The sequence below is a fragment of the Stenotrophomonas sp. YJH_SMC_80 genome (assembly GCF_059372495.1).
In genome coordinates this window covers 1-14,668 of the sequence record NZ_JCAFVP010000003.1, presented here as the reverse complement: position 1 = coordinate 14,668, position 14,668 = coordinate 1, and the positions used below count along the sequence as shown (strand labels likewise).

The 14,668-nt window shown below is 60.5% G+C and carries 20 protein-coding genes and 1 pseudogene; 6 read left to right on the top strand and 15 right to left on the bottom strand.

All coding sequences use genetic code 11. The features are described 5' to 3' along the window. Positions 1–89: 89 nt before the first annotated feature. The 3 genes from AC5P99_RS05845 to AC5P99_RS05835 are packed head-to-tail and all read left to right on the top strand — an operon-like array spanning position 90 to position 1,435. The gene (locus AC5P99_RS05845; RefSeq protein WP_187757219.1) at positions 90–701 is read left to right on the top strand and encodes a GyrI-like domain-containing protein; all 612 of its coding nucleotides are present in this window, start codon (positions 90–92) and stop codon (positions 699–701) included. 39 nt (positions 702–740) lie between these two features. Beyond that, positions 741–1,085: a hypothetical protein gene (locus tag AC5P99_RS05840; protein WP_495212976.1), complete on the top strand. Its 345-nt coding sequence runs from the start codon at positions 741–743 to the stop codon at positions 1,083–1,085. A 23-nt stretch (positions 1,086–1,108) separates the two neighbouring features. After that, entirely contained in the window at positions 1,109–1,435 is a 327-nt protein-coding gene (locus AC5P99_RS05835; protein WP_005408578.1) for a hypothetical protein, read from the top strand. Between the two features lie 26 nt (positions 1,436–1,461). Here the strand turns inward: AC5P99_RS05835 and AC5P99_RS05830 are convergent, their stop codons facing one another. The 7 genes from AC5P99_RS05830 to AC5P99_RS05800 all read right to left on the bottom strand — a co-directional run bounded on the left by AC5P99_RS05830 (position 1,462) and on the right by AC5P99_RS05800 (position 6,308). Next, positions 1,462–2,058, bottom strand: a complete 597-nt coding sequence (locus AC5P99_RS05830) for a hypothetical protein (RefSeq protein ID WP_187757221.1) — start codon at positions 2,056–2,058, stop codon at positions 1,462–1,464. Next, positions 2,059–2,418 (bottom strand): TonB family protein, encoded by a 360-nt coding sequence (locus AC5P99_RS05825; RefSeq protein WP_032966499.1) that lies wholly within the window; start codon positions 2,416–2,418, stop codon positions 2,059–2,061. 375 nt (positions 2,419–2,793) lie between these two features. Further along, positions 2,794–3,156, bottom strand: coding sequence for a hypothetical protein (locus AC5P99_RS05820; protein WP_088436143.1), 363 nt, complete (start codon positions 3,154–3,156; stop codon positions 2,794–2,796). 131 nt (positions 3,157–3,287) lie between these two features. Further along, entirely contained in the window at positions 3,288–4,166 is an 879-nt protein-coding gene (locus AC5P99_RS05815) for a site-specific integrase family protein (RefSeq protein ID WP_080353049.1), read from the bottom strand. A 1,155-nt stretch (positions 4,167–5,321) separates the two neighbouring features. Continuing rightward, the gene (locus tag AC5P99_RS05810) at positions 5,322–5,540 is read right to left on the bottom strand and encodes a hypothetical protein (protein WP_312390647.1); all 219 of its coding nucleotides are present in this window, start codon (positions 5,538–5,540) and stop codon (positions 5,322–5,324) included. Then, positions 5,524–5,745 (bottom strand): hypothetical protein, encoded by a 222-nt coding sequence (locus tag AC5P99_RS05805; RefSeq protein ID WP_312390645.1) that lies wholly within the window; start codon positions 5,743–5,745, stop codon positions 5,524–5,526. Before AC5P99_RS05805 ends, AC5P99_RS05810 begins: the two co-directional genes overlap by 17 nt. Before the next feature lie 338 nt (positions 5,746–6,083). Further along, positions 6,084–6,308: a hypothetical protein gene (locus AC5P99_RS05800; RefSeq protein WP_312390643.1), complete on the bottom strand. Its 225-nt coding sequence runs from the start codon at positions 6,306–6,308 to the stop codon at positions 6,084–6,086. A 561-nt stretch (positions 6,309–6,869) separates the two neighbouring features. Between AC5P99_RS05800 and AC5P99_RS05795 the strand changes: the two genes are divergently transcribed. Beyond that, on the top strand, positions 6,870–7,190 hold the full coding sequence (locus AC5P99_RS05795) for a hypothetical protein (protein WP_312390640.1): 321 nt from the start codon (positions 6,870–6,872) through the stop codon (positions 7,188–7,190). 100 nt (positions 7,191–7,290) lie between these two features. Here the strand turns inward: AC5P99_RS05795 and AC5P99_RS05790 are convergent, their stop codons facing one another. The 6 genes from AC5P99_RS05790 to AC5P99_RS05765 form a co-directional block, all read right to left on the bottom strand. Beyond that, positions 7,291–7,797 (bottom strand): hypothetical protein, encoded by a 507-nt coding sequence (locus tag AC5P99_RS05790; protein WP_312390637.1) that lies wholly within the window; start codon positions 7,795–7,797, stop codon positions 7,291–7,293. 3 nt (positions 7,798–7,800) lie between these two features. Beyond that, the gene (locus AC5P99_RS05785; RefSeq protein ID WP_480984738.1) at positions 7,801–8,355 is read right to left on the bottom strand and encodes a hypothetical protein; all 555 of its coding nucleotides are present in this window, start codon (positions 8,353–8,355) and stop codon (positions 7,801–7,803) included. Positions 8,356–8,366: 11 nt separating this feature from the next. Next, on the bottom strand, positions 8,367–8,954 hold the full coding sequence (locus AC5P99_RS05780; protein ID WP_480984737.1) for a ParA family protein: 588 nt from the start codon (positions 8,952–8,954) through the stop codon (positions 8,367–8,369). A gap of 196 nt (positions 8,955–9,150) precedes the next feature. Next, complete coding sequence (locus tag AC5P99_RS05775; RefSeq protein WP_049419301.1) at positions 9,151–9,621, bottom strand: hypothetical protein; 471 nt, start codon at positions 9,619–9,621, stop codon at positions 9,151–9,153. Then, positions 9,618–9,863 (bottom strand): hypothetical protein, encoded by a 246-nt coding sequence (locus tag AC5P99_RS05770; RefSeq protein ID WP_197643934.1) that lies wholly within the window; start codon positions 9,861–9,863, stop codon positions 9,618–9,620. Before AC5P99_RS05770 ends, AC5P99_RS05775 begins: the two co-directional genes overlap by 4 nt. Beyond that, positions 9,860–10,087, bottom strand: coding sequence for a hypothetical protein (locus tag AC5P99_RS05765; RefSeq protein ID WP_140222678.1), 228 nt, complete (start codon positions 10,085–10,087; stop codon positions 9,860–9,862). The genes AC5P99_RS05770 and AC5P99_RS05765 overlap by 4 nt, the downstream gene beginning before the upstream one ends. A gap of 132 nt (positions 10,088–10,219) precedes the next feature. Here AC5P99_RS05765 and AC5P99_RS05760 point away from each other — a divergent pair, with 132 nt between their 5' ends. After that, positions 10,220–12,133, top strand: coding sequence for a type 4 pilus major pilin (locus AC5P99_RS05760; protein WP_480984736.1), 1,914 nt, complete (start codon positions 10,220–10,222; stop codon positions 12,131–12,133). A gap of 31 nt (positions 12,134–12,164) precedes the next feature. Here the strand turns inward: AC5P99_RS05760 and AC5P99_RS05755 are convergent, their stop codons facing one another. After that, a complete protein-coding gene (locus tag AC5P99_RS05755) occupies positions 12,165–13,373 on the bottom strand; it encodes a restriction endonuclease (RefSeq protein ID WP_480984735.1) in 1,209 nt (402 codons plus the stop codon). Between the two features lie 76 nt (positions 13,374–13,449). Between AC5P99_RS05755 and AC5P99_RS05750 the strand changes: the two genes are divergently transcribed. Then, a complete protein-coding gene (locus AC5P99_RS05750; RefSeq protein WP_480984734.1) occupies positions 13,450–14,232 on the top strand; it encodes a hypothetical protein in 783 nt (260 codons plus the stop codon). A gap of 301 nt (positions 14,233–14,533) precedes the next feature. Here AC5P99_RS05750 and AC5P99_RS05745 read toward each other — a convergent pair. Next, positions 14,534–14,668: pseudogene (locus AC5P99_RS05745) on the bottom strand (IS3 family transposase); the annotation flags it as partial.

Below are 14,668 nucleotides of genomic sequence, written 5' to 3'. Positions count from 1 at the left end.
TCGCCCTCGTTCGGCAAAGTCACCTGAATCGGTTCAGGCGTGCTGACGGGTGCCTGGCATGGGATGCTCGGCACAGGAGGAAGACCCCGATGGACAAGATCGACTTCAAGAAGCGCGACCGGGCACTCTATCACCCGCCCGCCGGCCAGTTCGTACCGGTCGATGTACCGCCCCTGCCCTACCTGATGGTCGATGGTCGCGGCGACCCGAACTCTGCCCCGGCCTACCTGCAGGCAGTGCAATGGCTGTACTCGGTGAGCTATGCACTGAAGTTCGCCCTGAAGGCCGGGGGCCAGGACTACGTGGTGCCACCGCTGGAAGCGCTTTGGACCGCCGAGGATCCGTCGAGCTTTGTGGCACGCCGCAAGGATGAGTGGAGGTGGACGGCGACGATCCGCACGCCGGATGGGATCAGTCCAGCGCAGTTGGAGGCTGCCATTGCCAAGGCGGCGAAGAAACTGGGCGACGTTCCGGCCAGCCTTCGCCATCAGGTGATTGAGGAGGGCCTCTGCCTGCAGACCCTGCATGTAGGCGCCTACGATGACGAGGGTCCGGCCCTGGCCCATCTGCACGACGAACTGATGCCCGCACTGGGTTACACCTTTGCCGGCCCCCATCATGAGATCTACCTGAGCGACCCGCGCAGGACCGACGCGGCGCGGTTGAAGACCGTGCTGCGGCAGCCCGTCCGCGCGGAATGACCGCCTGCGAGCACCGCTCTGACAAGGAGCAGAAGATTCATGCCCCTGATTGATCGTTTACTGCGCTGGACCACCCTGCCCACCGGGCGCCGCGCCTTCGCGCTGCTGTGCAGCGTGTTGTTGCTTGTACTGGCCTGCAATCCCGACCTGCTGCCGCTGCTGTCGCTGGTCGATGCACTGGGGATGGATGTGGTGGTGTTGCTGCTGGCTGCACAGGTAACGGTGGTACTGCCCTGGCTGCGGGAACGCACCGGGCGATGGTTCCGGCTGGCCATGCGGATCGCGGCCGGGGTGCTGGCCGGGGTGATCGGCGGCTTTCTGCGGCAACTGGTGATGCTCGTGCTCATCAGATCCGGCACCTGCTGCGCTATATATAGGGCTTGATGCCCCGGGCCTGCAGGGAAGACATGAAACAACTCGCTATCACGCTCGGTGCACTGCTGCTGTCCGGCAGCGCATGGGCCGATACACACCAGACCGGAAAAATCACCAAACTGGTTGTCGAATCCACGTTCGTTTCCGTATGGCTGGAAGGCCAGCCCACCAACAACGAGTGTGCTTCCGACGGGCGCTGGACAATCGATCTGGCCAGCGACAAATCCGGCCGGGAAAAGTACGCGGCCATCCTGTCGGCGGCGTCATCGCGGACACCGATCGGCTTCCACGCACTCACCAGCGAAGGTTGCGGCGTGTTCGGAGCAAAGAAGATCTACTATTTCGATCTTGCTTATTAAGGCAGCACTCCGCGCAGACGTGCTGCTCAGCGCTTCGGGGCTGGATCTGCGATGCAGACCTTCCCCCCAAGGCGCAGGGACTTGCCGTCCCCGTGCCCTGCCGATGAACGATCAAGCGGCCAAAAGCAGACACTGATACCGGAAAGGTCATTGCCATAGTCTTCGGGGATGCCGGTCATGGCAATGCCCATGACTTCATTCCAGCCCGGCGCGCCACACTTCAGGCAAGCTGCCGCGCTCGCCTTGGCTTTGCCTGGTGTCCATCGCGCGGACGGGAGGCCCATTCGCCCGGCTTTCCATTCGACATACCGGGAATGGAAGGCAATTGAAAATCCACGCCCCATGTCCACCGTTGTCGTCGAGGCGTCTGCGGGAACCGTCGATTCAACCCGGATCGTCACCGGCCGGTCGGGCAACGTGGCGCCGACCTCAATGCAGTAGGTCGGCGCGCAGGCCTGCGGCACAGAGACAGGTGGCGCAGCGGACGCTGCAGCCGGCAGCGAGGCGGCCAGAATGACGACTGAAGAAGCAATCCGCATGATCATTTCCTCTCGTCGTCCTCGATGAGGGTCTTCAATTCCTGCTCGCTGCCGTTGCTGTTTCAACAGGTTGACCGGGCTCATTCAATCCAGACGTTGGAAATCGAATGTGACCTTCCTGGTGCACCGGGATGGGACCGGAGGGAAACGCCACTTCGCCACGGCAACCAAGGCTGCGCGCTCATAAGCAGCATTGTCGACCCTCCCCCGGTCCAGCGCTTCAAACTGTGACCGCGTGATGACGGGATTTGTCACCCGCCCATCCTCTTCAACGACGACGGTCGCCACGACAGAGCCACGCACCTGCATCTCGGTCGCGGCGGGAACGACCGGCGCAATGGACTCCACCGGACTGCTTGCCGCCTGGCAAGGCCCAGGGAGCTCCTCACCGGCGCGACATGAGGCACTGGACAAGGCCAACGCAAGCATCAGAACGCGGTTCATTCAACACTCCCGATTGCTGGTGGGGGAGCAGACATTAACCGTGCCGTTCGTGTCGCTGTAGCTCTTCCGGGCAGGCTCCCCCAGCTCAAGCGCGGCCCGGGTCTCCACCCCCGTAGCCCGCGCCTCTTCCGAAGATGCGCCGACTCGGATCTGCATCACGCCGTTGCTCTCCGAGTTGGACGGTGGCGCAACAAGCAAAGCCTGGAAAGCGGACAATCCAACCCGATCATGCTGGGCAGCATGGCTCACCTCGTGACCGCCCCCCCCCCCAGAGCAGGAGACTGGATTTCCCCGGAGGATTTGATGCGAAGTCCAGAAGTGACATCAATACTGCCGCTTCGTCGCCGGGCGGTGACAACCTGTCGCCGGACGGCTTCATGCGGCATTGATTGCCGACAGAACAACTTCAATCCCAACATCTGCACATATCCTCAGCGCGTGCTCCCGCGCCTCCGGCGGGGAGAGTCGCCCAGCCATCCTCATCGCTTCAGTTGAAAACCCCGCATCGAACGAGATCTTGTTCACCACATCTTCTTGAACGCGGCGATGCAGCTCTATAGCGGGCCCGAGCTTCATCATGCTCTCGGGGCGCAGTGCACTTGAAGCTTCATGTCCGTCCAGCGCTTCATAGTAGTAGAAATTCGAGTACTTCTCAATGAAAGCTTGGGCATCAACGGAGCCCAACGCGAACTCATTCACAAGCTTTGTCATCTCAATGATCGCAGCTTCAGTTTCCATGATTTACGTCACTCCAACTCATTGTTTGATCGGAAGCCATGGGGTTCCGTCGGCATTGGTTACACCGGGAACATGACCATGCGGCTGCTGGGCGCGGGGATCAGGATGAGTTGATGGCTTGTGCCCGCCATCTATTCGAACCCCAGTGGGTTGACCATCAGACCCCTTTGCCTGAACAAATCGACCATCGGGTGATCCTTCAATTTTGCCACCCGGCGGTGTCGGAATCGCGTAATGGCTGTAAGAACCACCGGGGTCAGGTGATCGACGTACCCGTCCATCGGCAAATCAGGCAGAACCGCTTGCCGGTACTTGCGTCGGGCCGCATTGGCGTTCGCCCTCCCCTCAACCCCAGCTAGATCGCGCGCTGCCAGCGCGGCCCGGAGCATCGTCTCCTCATCAGGGGACAGGAACCGGACCACCTTGCGGCTAGCCGCTGATCGCTGACGCATGCCCATGAGGGGGTTAGTCTCGATCAGCTTCCACTCAACGGCCCGCGACAAGGCAGACCGCAGGCAAGCAAAGTCGCGCGCTGCGGTAGCCTTGGTGACGACGGCAGGGCCAATGACGCGCCCGCGCCACCATCGCTCCATGGTGGGCGCGTCAATCTCAATGATCTGACGGCGCAATAGCCACGAGAACACCGATCTGATGCGGTCCGGGTACTGACGACCGCCCTTGAGCTCAGCTATCGCCCAAGGTTCGAAGTGGTCATTGAGCAGTGTTTCAAGCGTGCAACTGGTGGGCTTGGACTTTGCGAGTGTCGGCAATCCGGACTGAACGCATTCGGCAACCTCTTGCCGGGCTTGGTCGCGGGCTTGATCAAGTGTCAGATGTTCTACCGGACCCAAGGTACGACGCTTACCGTGCGCCCAGGTCACGATCCATGCTTTGTGACCCGAGGGCGGCACTCGAAGGATCAAACCACGAACCTGAGCGTTCCTGAGCTGGTAGGGGCGCTCTCTGGGCTCAACTGTGAGAACGATGCGCTTGGTGAGTGCAAATGACATTGGGTGGAGCGTCCGTAAGTGGCCATAAGGCCAAGTTAGGACAGGATGCGAGGCGGTGTTTGGATGAGGATCGTCCGCAGTGGTCGACCACACCCCATGTAGCCGCCAGTTCAGTCACAACTGCTGAAAACCGATGAAATTCGAACAGACCCGCAGACTCTACGGCTCGTTTACCAATACCACCTCGTATCGATATCCATCGCCAACTTCGTACACGTGAGCCTGAAGCACTAGATCACCCCTCCCCCCTCTTCCGTGTAAAGATCGACCAGAACGTTCCAAAAATCACCACACCAAAAAAGAGCGCACATCTATCGCCTTCGATGCGGCCTTTGCCACCACTGTTTAAGCGCAAAGAAAAGTTGAAGGATCAGAAACAACGCCGCGAAGTAGCCCCAAATCCGCAGACTGATATGCATAGCATCCGGATGATGCCGGTACGTAAGAACCGCGAAATACGCAAGGCCGAAGAACGCAGCGAGAAGCTGAGCCCCTAGGAAACCTTTTATCATGGAAGTCATTTCTTCTTCTCCAGATCTTTCTGTACGATAGTTGCCCCTGCTCCCGCGACGCCTTGGCCCGCTTGGGAAGCCCCGCCCTGGAATGCTGATTGCCTCGGAATTGCAGTTCCAGTTGATGCAGTGGCACTTGCCATGTTCGGTCCGCCTGGGCCGCGGGATTGACTCAGCCTTTTGAGTGTTCCTCGTGAAGCTGGGCCAGCGAAATCACCCATGGCAACGCCAACACCGGAGGCTCCCAATCCTCCAACGGCACTGCCAATCGCATTTGAAGCGACGCCCTCCGCCGTGATGGGCTGGCCTTTGATTGCGCTCTCTGCGGCGGAACCAGCACCACCTGCAACCGCATTGACCACGGCCTGTATTGCAACTGCACGCCCAACCGAAATCGTGCCGGAACCGACCGCAGCAACGGCTCGCGCCGTAACGCATCCCATCAGGCCCATGCTTGGCACGGACTCGGGGCTCGAACGGCTGGCGGATGTCAGCATGGGCGGCCACCAGGGCAGCTAGGGCACCGCTGGCCGTAAGCCCCCGTTGGTGAGCGAGAGCCCGGAATGCGGCGGCCTTGTTGGCGGCAATGCGAACCATGGGCAACCGGCGGGGCACCGGTTGCTTGGGTCGGATGGCGTAGGGGTTACGAACCACGAGCGATCTCCTGCAAAACGCTATTGCTCCTCTTTTCTAAATCTTCTTTGTGGAGCTTGAGAAGCTCTCGCATATCTAGGACATGCGCATCGCTTTCAATCAGAACGTTGGATGCATCGACGTAGATCAGCTCTTTCTTCGGTCCAGACAACCGGCGCGGGGCCGGTTGCTTGGGTTGGATGGCGTAGGGGTTAAGCAACTTCCTCATCCTCGCCCTCCTGTCCGTAGGCCCAGACAAAACGCGTTTCATCCACGATGCGCATGTTGCGCCAGCCCAGGTTTTGCTCCAGATCTTCCATGCCCGCTTCGGCTTCGGCGAGCGTCGAGTATTCCGCGTTCTCGATGGGCTCCCAGTTGCTGCTCCAGCTGTTGGTGGAGTAGTCGGCTTCGATGGTGAAAGTGTTGTTTTGCATGCCGTTTACCTTTTTGGCTTTTTCGGTCAGCGGTATTGCCTTCCTATATATCCAGGTTACGACAGGCCCGGAAAATGTAAACTCAAAAACAACACATTTATTTGACTAAAGTGTAGAACTGACGGGCAACCGCAGAAAATACAAAAACCCTGAAACGCCTCACACTTCCAGCCAAGCACCGGCCCCGGCGGAAGCCGAGGCCCCACCTGCCTTTTCCCCAACACGCTTTTGCTCTAGCCGCTTTTGCCGTTGCTCTTTCCACCCGCCGCCAGCCATAAAAAAGGCGGCCCATGGCCGCCTGTCTTTCACTGCCACCCGAGGGATGGCGTAGGACCTGCTCAAAACTCTGCAGCGATTTCCTCGTGATCCAACGCTTCGGAAACCTCGGCCAGGGTGGCATACCCGCGGAGGGTGCCTTGATGCTTCCCGTCAGAGAGCTCCCACCGCGGCATGGCTTCGCAGTTGTTGGCAGCTTCCATTTTGACGTGGCGCCCAGCTTCGGAGAGTTTCAGACCCAAACGGGCGGCGCGGTTTTCGAGGGTTCGGCGGCGAGCGGTTTTCATGATGAATCCTTTGTTTTTCAGGTTAGCGGTATTGCCTCCCTATGAACCCAGGTTACGACAGGGCCAAAAAATGTAAATCCGAAAACAACACATTTTTTTGACTAAAGTGTAGAACTGACGGGCAACCACAGAAAACACAAAAAATCCTGAAATGCCTCACATTCATAGCCAAGCACCGGGCCCGCCCACCCGCCTTTTCTCCACGTCGCTTTTGCTCTAGCCGCCTTTGACGTTGCTTTTTCTCTTCAAGATCTCAAAATAACTCGGCGGCTCTGTTTAAGAGACCGGTCTACCAGCTGCCTCTTCGCCCCGCCCAGCGCGATCCCACCGGCTGTCTCCCTGGCCAGCCGGGTGCCGATCCCAGCAGCTCGACAGGAGCCAAAAGAAAACTCCGTCAGATGCCTGGTCGAATAGCAGGTGTGCTTAGCGTCGCGCAACCAAATCCGGCGAACGTGTCCGTCGACGAACCCGTTGAAAGTTCCTCTCCTTGCGTGCTAACGCTAGGCACCATCAATGGTTCGGCTAAGATTGAACGCATCACCCTTTTGAGATGGAGATTTGATGGACAGCAAACAGGAAGCGAAGTTCGAACAGGTGCTTCTCGAAGCTGTGGACCAGGCCAAGGCATTCAACTATCACCCAAACCGTTTCGTAGCGATGATCCGCAGCAAGGGACCATTTCAAACGGTCAAGGACATCGTCGCGAGCGCTAAGCCCTCGGACGGCTTCAACGAGTTGCTACTGGCGGGCCGAATGGACCTGACCTGTGAGGCCATCATCGTGCAGACCGAATGGCGCACGTTCTTCGATGAAGATCTTCTGGCGATCGCAGAACGGCGGCTCACTGCGCATGGCTACGCTTGGACCCGATTCGCGGAATGATGGACCGAGTGCGCCTGCTTCGCATGGGGCTGGTTTGCCTAGTCCGAACATGGAAGCACCGGTCTATGCTCCGCTCAATCAACCGAGCATCTGCCCTGCCCTACCTTTTCAATCCCAACCACGTGAGCACCACCGCCGAAACAACGGCAAGCAGGAGGCCGATGCCGGCCTTGCCCAAGTTGTCCGCCAGCCAAGAACCCAAGCGGCGGTAAAGGCTATCCTCCCCCGGCGGGGCCTGGATGTAGCGCGATGTGACGTCCTGCCCTTCTTCCGCCAGATCTTCGTTGCCCCAAGAGTAGCGCCCCAGGAACACCACTCCGCCACCTCGGTTGAGCTCATCTGTATTGCGGCGACTCGCCTCTGCCAGCGCCTCCAAAGTGGGCGCGGCGGCTTCGACAGTGGCTCGTATAGCGGTCCAAGTGATGTCCCGTGTTTGGACAACCGAGTTGTCCGGCAGCAGGACCGGTTTGCCCTGCTTGTATGGCCTAACAAAGCGCCGCTTTAGCTCAGCTGCCGTCAAATCGGTGAACAAGGCCTTCTTCTTGTCGCTTCCTTTGAGCAACACGATGACGTGGTGGAAGCGTCCGGAGCTTTGGATTTCAGCCATGGACTAACGAGCCCTCCGGGCCTGGCCTACCAGTGCCTTCCGAACCTGTCTCCGCATCGGATCTAGGTCATCGGTTGCCGTGGTCACTACGAGGCGACGTTTGCTCTTTTTGAGCTCCTGGCAGGCCCAGGACGCCAGCGCGATGAGCGCAGTGGTGAGAATCGGCTGCTCTTCCCCGGTGACGTCCTGAATCTGCTCACGCAGCTTGGGCGGCACGGTGACCATCGTTCGCTCCACACGCGCCCCGTTCTCGTCGCGGTAGTCAAACATGGTGGAGTCGCGTCCCACCTCCAGATGAACCCTCTGGCCGTCCCGCAAGTAGGGCCGCTCTTCTTGGAAATCGAAGTAGGTCTTTCGTCCTGGCGCGTCCCCTGCAGCCACCATCAGCTCTGCCAGCTGCTGTTCGGAAAACTGGTCCAGATCAATGAGCGGCGCATACTCCCGCTGCGGCTTGGCATGAACCACTTTCGCAGCCTTGGACAGGTCTTTGCGGGTTTTGGCAACGGCGTTCTTGGCGGGGGTCTTCTTGGCAGCCATGAGGTCCGGCAGGGGCAGCATTGGGAGCTCCATCATGCATGCCCCCGCGCCGGGTTGGCCAATCTTTTTTGGATAGCCTGACCTATCCGCAGAATGTCCTCTCGCGCCTTGTCCACGCCAGCGCCGCGCATGGAGAACACGGTCTCGCCAAGCTCGTAGTAGCTCGCCAACGCCGCCCGCTCGGGAATGACGATGGCGCCTGCCAGGCTGGGATCTTCCAGGCGGCGGCGGTGCTCCGCCCGTTTGAGGTTGACCCGGTTGGCGACCGGCAGGAAGGGCTTGCCCTGACGTCGCAGCGTGTCGATGGTCCGCAGGTAAACAACGTAGCTGCCCCCGTCGAGCAGCGTTGGGACGATGTAGAGGTCCGCGTCCGGCAACTGATCCTTCACTGGCGCGCTGGGCGGCAGGTCTTGGATCTCCAGGTCAAACCCAGGCGAGGACGCCCGGCTCACGGTGAACGGGGTCTCCCCATCGCTCATCGCAGACCACGCGACCGATCCGCACTGAGGGTCACGGTCATTGACGAGCACGCGGGATTGGCCGGCAAACGCGGCGGCGAGGTTGAGCGATAGCGTGGTGCGCCCCACGCCCCCTTTGAAGCAACAAACAACGAGACGCATGGCAAGGCTCCTTTTATGGGTAGGTCGTGCAACACACTATGGTGCAAACCTAATCCCGCAAGGGCCGTGCAGCTAGAGGGTTTCAGCGGTGCAGACGTCTTACGTTCAGCGACCCTGGGGCCCGGCGGAAGCCGTGGCCCACCCTGCCGTTGTCTCCACCCCGCCTTTCGGCGGCGAGTAGCCGCCGGCACGCGCTTCAAACCTCTTCAGCGACCGGTTGCTGAGTCTTGATGAACGCTGGGTGGTAGCGGTGAAGGTGGGTGTTCATCAAATCTGCGGTATGGCGTGCGAACCATGCCTGCATGGCCGGGCAAAGAACGCCCCCGCAGACCTCCGCCAGCGTTCGGCCTTCGTCCACCCGGCGCCGCTCCAGCTTCCCGGTGTGCCCCCGTCGCACCACGAACCGCTCCCCGATCTGAACCAGCGGATTGGCCCCGGCGTCCATAAGCGCCTCAATCATTGCCGCATAACGCGTCGCCAGGACCGGGTCCGACTGGATGGCCTTGGAATACATGAGGGAGGCGACGGCCAACGCAGTGATGCCAGGATCGCCGGCCACGCCAGCGTCGAGGTCGGACGTTCCCTTGAGTGTGTGTAGCCACCCATAGAACGCCAGCGGGTCGTTGGTTTGGATGGCTCGGATGAGGCTTTCGGTCCCGGCACTCATTGCCCACCTCCCAGAACCCCGATGAGCACCAAGGCCACCAGCACGTAGAACGGCACCAGCACGATGTTCCACCATGCCGTGGAAACCTCTTGCAGAACGCTGCCTTGGCGATGCTCCGCCGGCAGTTGATAGAAGCGCACGAGGGCGCGCCCGGCGGTGATGGGGTTGGCGACCAGGTCCCGGTAGAACACCGCGGTGCCCAGGAGACCGACAAACAGCAGGGCCATGTTCAAGAGGCTCATACGAAGCGCTCCTCTTCCTTCTTCCAACGCCGCTCATGGCGGGCGCGGGTGGCCAAGCGCTGGATCCTGCGGTGCTTGTCGGCCAGCTGATTGAGGCCATTGGTGCGGTCCAGGAACCGCGCGGCGGTGTGGAGTTGGAAATGCGCCAGGTCAGTGCTGGCAGGCTCGACGGGATGAATCTTCATGTCGTCACTCTCTTTTTGTGGATAGGTCGGTTTACCCATTAAACCGCTCCTACACCACGATCCAACCACATCGCCAACCTTTGTCAACCCATTGATTTGAAGGGTTTTGACTAAAATCAAGAACTGCTTTTAGGGCTTGTCAAAACGCGTTCGTGTCGCATGCTGAAGTGCATGACAACGCAAGCTCGCCCTCACCGTCGTTCTCCTGCCCCAGGCTTTGGCCTGGTCGAGTTGCTGCTCGCATTGGGGGTTGCCACGGCAATGGGGGCCGCCGCGTTTTTGGTCTACCCCCGCGTCACCACCCGGGTGAACGTGGCATCGGACGTCGAGAACGTTCGGGACCTGGCCAACCGCGTTGATCGGTCCCATGGCGTCGTTGGCTCGTTCCGCGGCGTCAGCACGTTGAACGTGCTTGAAGATGGGCTGGCCCCCGCCGACTTCCGCCAAGCCAGCGCAGCGACCATGAGCAACGCGTGGGGTGGTGCAGTGACTGTGTCCCCGGCCACGGTGCGCTTGGCGGGGGATGCCTTTTCCGTGGGGCTGTCCGGGCTTCCTGCGCGGGCCTGCGTGCCGTTCGTCTCCGCCCTTGCGGGCGACGCGAACGTGCGGGACGTGATCGTGGGCAACACCAGTGTTTTGTTGGGCAACGGCGGAACCTTGGACATCCCCGGCTTGGGATTGGCATGCGGGGCCGATGGGGCCTTTGTCGAGATCGTCTATTACTCGGGCCTGGTGGCCGGTGCGTCGGTGGCCGTGGTGCCCACGCTTCCCACTCCCTCCACGCCCGCGTTCCCGGCCCCTACAACGCCAACCCCGGCTGGGCCCGTATCCACCGCGCCCAGCGTGCCCGATGCACTGCCTGGCGTTCCTGGGAGTGTGTCGCTGGGCCCTGGGGTTGGGCCGTCCCCTGCGGTTCCATCGCTCCCTGCTGTGCCCAGCGCTCCGGTGCCTCAGCCGCTCCCAATGCCAGTCCCCAACCCGGCCCCGCCCGCCTTGGTGCCTTGCCGGCAATCGGAAAGCTCGGTGGCTCGGGCCAGCTGTCCGACGGGCACCTGGGGCACGGAGACGGTGCGCACGCGCGAGGTCTGCGCTCCCGGCGACGTGGATCCAAACTCAGACGCTGCATGGGAGCATCCCGAGGCTTGGGTTCAATCCCAGAGCGTGGTGGCCGTGACGGCGAGGGATTGCCAGGCCTGCCCTGGAGCCGCCCGGGAGCAACGGGATCAATGGCTGCCCACTTCGCAAGCCTGCCCGTCAGGCCAAACCGGCACGCATACCTGGGAGCGGCAGCAGGTGCGGTCTCGGGACGTGTTCACCCATTGCCCGTTTGGCACCACGACCCTGCCCGGGCCCACTTACGGCGGCTGGTCCCACTGGGTGGATACCGGGGCTCGTCGCTACGAGGTCAACACGTGCAAGCCCACGGCCGCTCGCTGCAGCGATGGGAGCTTGCAGGTTGTGGCGTGGCACTCGGCCGATGGGCAGGACGTGCCGCCGCCCTCGGGTTCGAGTGGCATTTCTTACTGGTATCCCGACGCCGTGGTGCGCCTGACAGCAGCGGAGAAAGCAAAGCTGGACTGGGCCATCGCCAACGTGCCCATCCAACGGGTCGAGACGCCGGCACCGATGCCCGGCAACTGGCCCGCCAACGTGAGCGAGTCGGCTTTCTATGAAGAGCAATGCAACGCGCTTTCGGACGCGGGGAACATCCGCTACGCCTACTCTTACGATTTTGAGTGCGTCTCCAACATGGGCATGCACTACTGCGACTACAACTGGACCAGCGGCGGCACCTCCTTGGCCGTGTGCCGCCAGGCCTGCGCGTCCGATCTGGTCGGCAAGAGCAACAACCCCTATCGCTGGGAGTGGCCTGAGTCCTCGGTGGTGGCTTCGACGCCCTACACCACCTGCACGGGCCAGCCTGGATGCACGCCCAACGGCGGTTTTGGCACCCAGCAAGGCCTGCCGGCGTGCAACGAGCACAACGTGGGCGAGACCTTCGCGTTCAACTGGTATCGCCAGTTCTACAACCCCGTGCGGGTGGACTACCAGACGCTGACGCTGACATGCAGAGGGCCTAGCTGATGTGCCGGGGACCATCGTCCCCGCCCATAGGTCAGTCGCAGAGATCAAACCTCAACGGCTTGCCATCCCACCGACCATACAGCTCGCCACTCCCCCAATAGCTGACCCGGCCTTCGCTTTCGCTCCGAATCGCTCTGAACACGCCGTTGCCCGGTGTCTGGTCGACCAAGCTCCCATCAAGCACCGGGAGAACATATCCAACCAGGCCATCCGGCGGAGTTGCTTGAGAAGGGATTGGTAAAAGGAGAGCACCTGTCGGCGTTTCTCGAAGAACGATGCAGAAGCACGGGTAGCTGAAGCTCTTCCAGGAAAAGACCAGCGCAGGATGCGTGCCTCGGGCACGAATCTCGTCGAGCAGCGGGCCGAGCGAAGTCATTGCTAGCGCCCTGGCCTTCGCCTTCATGGCCTCTTGGCTTGCCTCCTCGCACCAAGATGCAACGTCCGATGAGTCGGCGAGGATCAGGTCCTTATTTCGGCTAGCAAAGCGCTTGGCGACGTTTCTGTAGCGAGACGTAGTAACAAACAACCCGCCCGCCTTCTCCCGCAGGCTATGCGCCTCAAGGGCTGCCACTGCATCAAGGTCTATAGGACGATGCTTGGCGTAACGCTTCGCTTGCACCAGCGTGAGGGCATCACCCAAAGGGGATTGAATCCACATTCGGACATCCACGCCTTCATCGGCGCTGCCCGGTCCGATCTGAGTCCGCCAGCCTCTGGCCGTGAACACGCTGCTGATCAGCTCTTCGAACGCACGGGGACTCAGCCGATACAGGTCATCTGGGCGCTTCGAAAAATATTCGTAGATATCGCCGGAAACATCCGCCGTATCGGCCTCGATCAGCCGACAGGTCCACCTCCAGCGAGCCCATTCGTCGAACCTCTTCTGAAGGTCGGACTCCTGGTCAATGAGGTAGTAGCCGGCGGTGACGTGGTCATCTAGCTCAATGAATACACCGATGGACTCCAATGCCGCGTAGAGCTCCTCGGCCTCGTCCATCCCTTCATTCAAGCAGCGCCCCACCATACCTTCGGACCAGAGGGTCAAAATGGAAGAACCCTCACCCGGCTCAGTGTCGTAGTGATCAAGTGGATCCTTGTGCCCAGAATCACCCCACAGGTCGTGGCGCTCTGCCCATGACTCGGTGATCGCCTTGGCTTGGGCAACCACATCCTCCAGCTCTTGATCCGGCTTGTCCCTTGACTTTCGAGCACCCTTGATACTTTTAGATGAAGTTGCCACGACATATCTGCCGTCCGATAAAGTTGGAACGTATACTCCGCCCAACCGACATCTTTTTCCACATCCTCGGACGCACATGACAATCCTTTTCTTGATTGCGCTAGCCCTTGCGATCCCTACCAGCGGCCTATCTCTACTGGTCTACGGTGCAGTATTTGTAGGGAAAGCCATCCTTAAAGCTAAAGTAAGGATGCAGGAGGCCAACAAGAACATCGCCCTTAAAGCGATTGACAGCGAGGGCCCGAAGAACCTTCCCTCTTGGGTTAAAAACGAGGATCGGCGAGATGAGTTTGTCAGCGCGCTGCTGATGATGGCTCAGCGTAGAGGAGTTCCGGAGGCTTACTTGGGCGTGATGCTCAACACTCGGCAGTCTCTAGAAATCCTGTTGGGCTTCGCAGCAGAGATGGAGAAGAACGGCGCCTCTTTCGTGGAGCAGCAGTCCGGCAGCATCGATTTCGTCTGCCAGATGTGGGATCGCTTGGACGCAGCAAACAAAGCTAAGTTCGCAAACATTGATCCGACAGAAGAACAGTATCGCAGCCTCCACACGCCAATCGAACGCCGACTCCCCATCAACGCTCCGAGGCGCAACGATGCGCGCACTACCCAAATGATCGAATGGGCAATCGAGACTCTTGGCAAAGAGCCGAGCGTAATCGGAACCGCCTACGACGAGATTTCCTACAGCGCAGTGGTCAGCTACGTTCATGAACGCAAATGCACGATCATTACGCGAGTGGCAAAGCCCTACGGCGACTGGCTTGAGTTCCAAACGAACGTGCGTGGTCGGTCCTATCAAGTCACACTGGGAATGACACACGAAGGACACGGTTCGGTGCTCACCTCTCATCCCGCCTAAGATGTCAGTCCATGCGCTGGGTCATCAGGCAGATGGCAGGGCCGTCCTATCCCACGCCCGCTTGACCCACCCGAACACTACGGCCAGCACGCCGATCAAGAACATGCCCCAGAGCCAAGCCAAGTAGAACGCTGCGGTAGCGATCTCCCCAAACTGGGGATGCTCCGCATACTTGAACCCCAGAACGGCAGCCGCCACCACCGCCACCACGCCCAATCCGCCCCCGAGCAGCGCCCCTTTAAGGAAGCCGTGCTTCCGAAAATACGGCATCCGCCCCGTTCGGACGTGCCAGTCCCGGGTTCTACCCCGAAATCACGGACGGTTGTAAAAGGGCTGAGAACTTCTGGTCTTGCCTGGCGACCCTTCGTCGCATCCTCGGGTTGTGGAACCGCTCGATGTATTCGAACACATCCGCCCTCGCGGCATCGAGCGTTGG

Bases quoted from the DNA above. Each gene is read 5' to 3' on its own strand.
- AC5P99_RS05845 (WP_187757219.1), top strand. From the start codon at position 90: ATGGACAAGATCGACTTCAAGAAGCGCGACCGGGCACTCTATCACCCG.
- AC5P99_RS05840 (WP_495212976.1), top strand. From the start codon at position 741: ATGCCCCTGATTGATCGTTTACTGCGCTGGACCACCCTGCCCACCGGG.
- AC5P99_RS05835 (WP_005408578.1), top strand. From the start codon at position 1,109: ATGAAACAACTCGCTATCACGCTCGGTGCACTGCTGCTGTCCGGCAGC.
- AC5P99_RS05830 (WP_187757221.1), bottom strand. From the start codon at position 2,058: ATGAGCCCGGTCAACCTGTTGAAACAGCAACGGCAGCGAGCAGGAATT.
- AC5P99_RS05825 (WP_032966499.1), bottom strand. From the start codon at position 2,418: ATGAACCGCGTTCTGATGCTTGCGTTGGCCTTGTCCAGTGCCTCATGT.
- AC5P99_RS05820 (WP_088436143.1), bottom strand. From the start codon at position 3,156: ATGGAAACTGAAGCTGCGATCATTGAGATGACAAAGCTTGTGAATGAG.
- AC5P99_RS05815 (WP_080353049.1), bottom strand. From the start codon at position 4,166: ATGTCATTTGCACTCACCAAGCGCATCGTTCTCACAGTTGAGCCCAGA.
- AC5P99_RS05810 (WP_312390647.1), bottom strand. From the start codon at position 5,540: ATGAGGAAGTTGCTTAACCCCTACGCCATCCAACCCAAGCAACCGGCC.
- AC5P99_RS05805 (WP_312390645.1), bottom strand. From the start codon at position 5,745: ATGCAAAACAACACTTTCACCATCGAAGCCGACTACTCCACCAACAGC.
- AC5P99_RS05800 (WP_312390643.1), bottom strand. From the start codon at position 6,308: ATGAAAACCGCTCGCCGCCGAACCCTCGAAAACCGCGCCGCCCGTTTG.
- AC5P99_RS05795 (WP_312390640.1), top strand. From the start codon at position 6,870: ATGGACAGCAAACAGGAAGCGAAGTTCGAACAGGTGCTTCTCGAAGCT.
- AC5P99_RS05790 (WP_312390637.1), bottom strand. From the start codon at position 7,797: ATGGCTGAAATCCAAAGCTCCGGACGCTTCCACCACGTCATCGTGTTG.
- AC5P99_RS05785 (WP_480984738.1), bottom strand. From the start codon at position 8,355: ATGCTGCCCCTGCCGGACCTCATGGCTGCCAAGAAGACCCCCGCCAAG.
- AC5P99_RS05780 (WP_480984737.1), bottom strand. From the start codon at position 8,954: ATGCGTCTCGTTGTTTGTTGCTTCAAAGGGGGCGTGGGGCGCACCACG.
- AC5P99_RS05775 (WP_049419301.1), bottom strand. From the start codon at position 9,621: ATGAGTGCCGGGACCGAAAGCCTCATCCGAGCCATCCAAACCAACGAC.
- AC5P99_RS05770 (WP_197643934.1), bottom strand. From the start codon at position 9,863: ATGAGCCTCTTGAACATGGCCCTGCTGTTTGTCGGTCTCCTGGGCACC.
- AC5P99_RS05765 (WP_140222678.1), bottom strand. From the start codon at position 10,087: ATGGGTAAACCGACCTATCCACAAAAAGAGAGTGACGACATGAAGATT.
- AC5P99_RS05760 (WP_480984736.1), top strand. From the start codon at position 10,220: ATGACAACGCAAGCTCGCCCTCACCGTCGTTCTCCTGCCCCAGGCTTT.
- AC5P99_RS05750 (WP_480984734.1), top strand. From the start codon at position 13,450: ATGACAATCCTTTTCTTGATTGCGCTAGCCCTTGCGATCCCTACCAGC.